3 protein-coding genes are annotated in these 4,289 nt (G+C 56.0%); all 3 read right to left on the bottom strand.

The window, feature by feature from the left end; all coding sequences use genetic code 11:
- On the bottom strand, positions 1-1,820 hold a 1,820-nt coding region (locus AOY23_RS21240), incomplete at its 3' end, for a TolC family protein (RefSeq protein ID WP_054181329.1).
- Between the two features lie 5 nt (positions 1,821-1,825).
- Positions 1,826-3,187: an HlyD family type I secretion periplasmic adaptor subunit gene (locus AOY23_RS21235; RefSeq protein WP_081005700.1), complete on the bottom strand. Its 1,362-nt coding sequence runs from the start codon at positions 3,185-3,187 to the stop codon at positions 1,826-1,828.
- A 49-nt stretch (positions 3,188-3,236) separates the two neighbouring features.
- A partial coding sequence (locus tag AOY23_RS21230; protein WP_152958672.1) for an ATP-binding cassette domain-containing protein occupies positions 3,237-4,289 on the bottom strand: 1,053 nt, incomplete at its 5' end.

Genomic DNA, 4,289 nt, shown 5'->3' with positions numbered 1-4,289 from the left:
GCGCTCGAAATAACGTTGATGTTAGAAATATAACCATCGTAGCGGTTATTTATTGCCGACAGCTGGTTATTAAAATGGTCATTTTCTGCCGTCAGCACATCTAATAATGTTCTTTTCCCGAGGTGGTACCACTGCTCATAAAACATTTGCCGCACGCGGTCCGTTTCGGCAGAGAGACGATCGTAATCATCGGCACGTAAGAAAGAAGAATCGCGGATCTGGATCTGGTTATTAATCTGGTATTCCAGGTCGCGGTAGTTGACTTCATATTGCTGTTGCGCGGCATTGGCTCTTGCCCGCGCCGACATCTGCGCTGCCCGTTCGGAACCGCCGCTGAACGCATTCCACTCCACGTTCACCCCGGTATACCATCCGCTTTCATTGCCATTGACGTCTTTGGCGGTGCTTTTTGAAATCACCCAGTTCACCTGCGGCAGACTGGAGGCTCTGATGCTTTCTGCTTCATGCTCCGCCGCCCGGACTTTCGCCTGCAGGCTCATCATCATCGGGCTGCGGTCCAGAGAAGCAATGGCGGTGTCGGCCGGGATAATCGTGTCGCGCCAGGAGATATTTTCCGGCACCACCGGCTCGGCACCCAGCAGACGTACCAGTTTGATCCGGCTGCTGCTGACCTGATGCTCGATGTTGTCCATATTTGCCTGCGCCGACATCAGCTTGGCTTTTGCCTGCACCAGCTCGCTGTCGCGTCCCGGGTCCGCCTCGGTGATTTGCGACAACATGGTGACCAGTTCCTGCATCCTGTCGACATAGGCTTTCGCCACCATCCGGCTGTGCTGATAACGACTCAGGTTCATCAGTTCCGAGATGGTGCTGTACGCCAGTTGTTCGCGGGAGTGATCCTGGTCGTAACGCGCGGATTTTGCTGTTTCTTCCGCGTTATCCACCTGGCTGCTGATCCGCCCCCAGTCGATAATCGGTGTGGAAACCGTTACTGAACCGCTGGTATCGCTGATGTGGGAATTGTTGTTGGTGGACGTATCACCGCCGACAGTCGTGAACGGTGAGGTCACACCCAGTTTCACCTGCGGCCAGCGCTGACCGCGAGCCTGGTCAACGCTGTAATCCATCGCCAGCACTTCAGCGGAGGAGGCGCGCATTTCCGGGCTGTAGGCCAGCGCTCTGACCACCATCTGACGCAAAAAGTCGCGCGATGGGTTATCACTTAACGCCTTAAATTGCTGTTGCGACATACCGCTGATGTCGCGAGGGCCACTGCTTCTCTCTGACTGCCCCTGCCAGCGCACTTTGTTGTACGCCGGATCGGGCTTGTAGTATTCGGTGACAGGCGGGAAGTAATCATAGTTTTTCTTCAGTACCGCTCTGTTTTCTGATTTGGTTTCGACATTCTCACGCCGGACGAATGCCGGTTTTGTTTTCTTCGGCGGCGGCGTTGACGCGGTATTGCGCACAGCCACCGGCGCGGTAGTGCTGATGGTCGCTGGCGCGGTGATCCGCTCATAACGCTCTTCCGGCGTACTGTTCTTGTCTACTGGTGGCGGGCTGACTGGCGCGGGTGGTGGCGTTATCGCCGGAACCGCGGAGGTCGTCGAGATCGGCCGCGTTGATGAGGTCGACACAGATGGCGCCGGTTGTGACGGGATCGAGATGTTTGTCGACGGCGCCGCTGCCGTTTTTTGCGCACTCATATACTGCGACTGTGTTCGCATTGTCGGTAAAGAGGAGAGCGACCGATCGGCGGCTTCTGCGAAAAGCGGGAAAACAGCAGAAGAACACGGTAAACAAATCGCAACAGCTGTCGCCACCTTCGCCCAACGGTGGTTTTTATTTTTATATGCCATGATGGTTATCTCTCCCTGAACGCTTCACGCGCCTTCAGCACAGGTTTGAGGATATAAGAAAGAATGGTTTTCTCGCCGGTCCTGATTTCTACGTTCGCGACCATCCCCGGCATGATCGGGAACACTTTGTCTTTCACATGCAATGCGGCCTGATCCGTGCGCACATACACCCGGTAGTAGGTCGAATCGCCACGGCCCATGCGGGCCTTTTCTTCATCGATCAGGGTGTCGGAGCTGAGATGCTCAACCACGCCGCTCAGACCGCCATAAATGGCATAGTCATAAGCGGTAATTTTCACCGTGGCCGGCAGACCAGGGTGAATAAATGCCACGTCAGACGGTTTGATTTTCGCTTCCACCAGCAGGTTGTCTTCCAGCGGAATGATGGTCATGATTTCAGCGCCCTGCTGAATAACCCCGCCACGGGTGGTGACGCGAATATTGTTGACGGTACCGTGTACCGGCGCGACGACCGTGGTGCGATCCATGACGTCCTGACGCCCACGCAGGATCTCTTCAGCCTGTGCCAGTTCAGATTCCAGACGGTTGAGTTCGCTGTTAGCGTCAGCGCGGAAACGGTTGGTACGTTCGGCGATTTGTAAGCGGAATTCGTTGGCCTGACGCTTCAGACGCAAAATTTCCACGTCTGACATCAGCCCTTTATTGGCCAGCGGTTCAGAGAGACTGACTTCGTTTTGCGCCAGCGCCAGGCTGTGTCTGAGCGCATCCACGCTTTCGTTGAGGGTTTTGATCCGCGCGCTGTAGGCCTGCGTTTCATCGCGAACGATAGAATCGATATTGGCGATGTCAGACGGGAACTCCAGCGGCGTACCGTACGCTTCCGCACGCAGACGGGCGATGCTGCCTTTCAGCCCCTGCACTTTCGACAACGATTCGCCATAGCTGGCGCCAGCGCGGGTCGGGTCGATCTTGAGCAGGATCTGCCCTTTCTCAACCACATCCCCTTCGTGCACGTTCAGTTGTTCGAGGATCCCGCCTTCGAGACTCTGGATCACCTGTTCGCGGCTGGCGGGGATCACTTTGCCGTCACCGCGTGTAATTTCTTCCACGCGGGCATAGTGCGCCCAGACCGCAGCGGCAACGACAATAAAGGCAATCAGATAAAGCATGATCATGCTGAACGGAGTCTTCTGCGAAATCAGCGCCCCCTGCAGATCGTGCATGAACCTGAGATCTTCCGATTTAACTTTTCCGGTGACCTGTTTTTGCGGTTCCTGTTGCGGCTTAGCGGTTTTACCCGCAGGCGAAGGCGCGCCGATTTTTCTCAGCGCTGGAGAGGAGGCACTCGTCACCAGTTTTACTGTTTTGTCGGATGCGTTGTCGTTCACATCGTCGTTGCTCATCATCCCTACCTTATTTCTACTACTGAAACCGTCTGTCAGTGATTCATCAAAGTTATTTCGGCCGATACTGCATCGGGGTTTGTGGCTTCTTCTGCGTGCTTTCGTTGAGGCTCGCGATCACCTGTTCTTTCGGCCCGTCTTTCGCGACGTGACCGTCTTCCAGCACGATCAGACGATCGACCAGACTTAATACCGACATGCGGTGAGTCACGATGACCAGCGTCTGCCCTTCTGTTGCCTCTTTCAGGCGGCGCAGGAACAGGGTTTCGGTCATCGCATCCATGGAGCTTGTCGGTTCATCCATCAGTAAAATTTTGGGCTTCAGTAGCAGGCAACGCGCCAGCGCCACCAGTTGTCGCTGTCCGCCGGACAGGCCGTTCCCCATTTCACCGATGGGCATTTCATAACCCAGCGGGTGTCTGGCCGCGATGTGGTCAAGGCCGGTCATGCTGGCGACACGTAAAAAATCTTCGGTGCTGACGCTCGGGTTACCGATGATCACGTTCTGGCGCAGCGTGCCGTAGAACAACCGGCAGTCCTGACCGACGTAACCCACCGCCGCACGCCAGTCGGCCGGGTCAACTTGTGTGGCATCCACGCCGTCAATAAAGACCTGGCCGCCCGCAGGCTGGAACAGGCGTGCCATGACGCGCAGCAGTGTGGATTTACCGCTGCCGATCTTGCCGAGGATCGCAATGCGTTCGCCGGGGGTGATCTTGATATTGATGTTTTCCAGCACCCGGATCGGCACCATCATGCCGGGCACCGGCCAGGCAAATGACACTTTCTTCAACCGCATGCTGCCGGTGAATTTCGGCGTCGGCAGATACGAGATGTTGGGATCGCGATCGGTGGGCGCATCCATCAGATTGTTCAGTGATTTCATCGCCGTTTTCGCGTGCTGATAACGCAGTGCCAGCCCGACGACCGACGCCAGCGGCGCCAGACAACGACCAGAGAGGATCACCACCCCAATCATTGCCCCCATGGTCAAATCACCGGCGTGGATCAGATAAACGCCGTACACCACGATGCACACGGTATTGATTTGCTGAATGAAGGTGACGAAGTTCGAGGTCAGCATCGACAGGTAACGGGTTTTCAT

It is taken from the genome of Trabulsiella odontotermitis (genome assembly GCF_001297775.1).
Classification (GTDB): domain Bacteria; phylum Pseudomonadota; class Gammaproteobacteria; order Enterobacterales; family Enterobacteriaceae; genus Trabulsiella; species Trabulsiella odontotermitis.
Note: the sequence above shows the minus strand (reverse complement) of the source record. Positions and strands in the feature narration are given on the sequence as shown.

What these genes read in the sequence shown, in the direction of transcription:
- AOY23_RS21235 (WP_081005700.1), bottom strand. Translation starts at nt 3,187, where the DNA reads ATGATGAGCAACGACGATGTGAACGACAACGCATCCGACAAAACAGTA.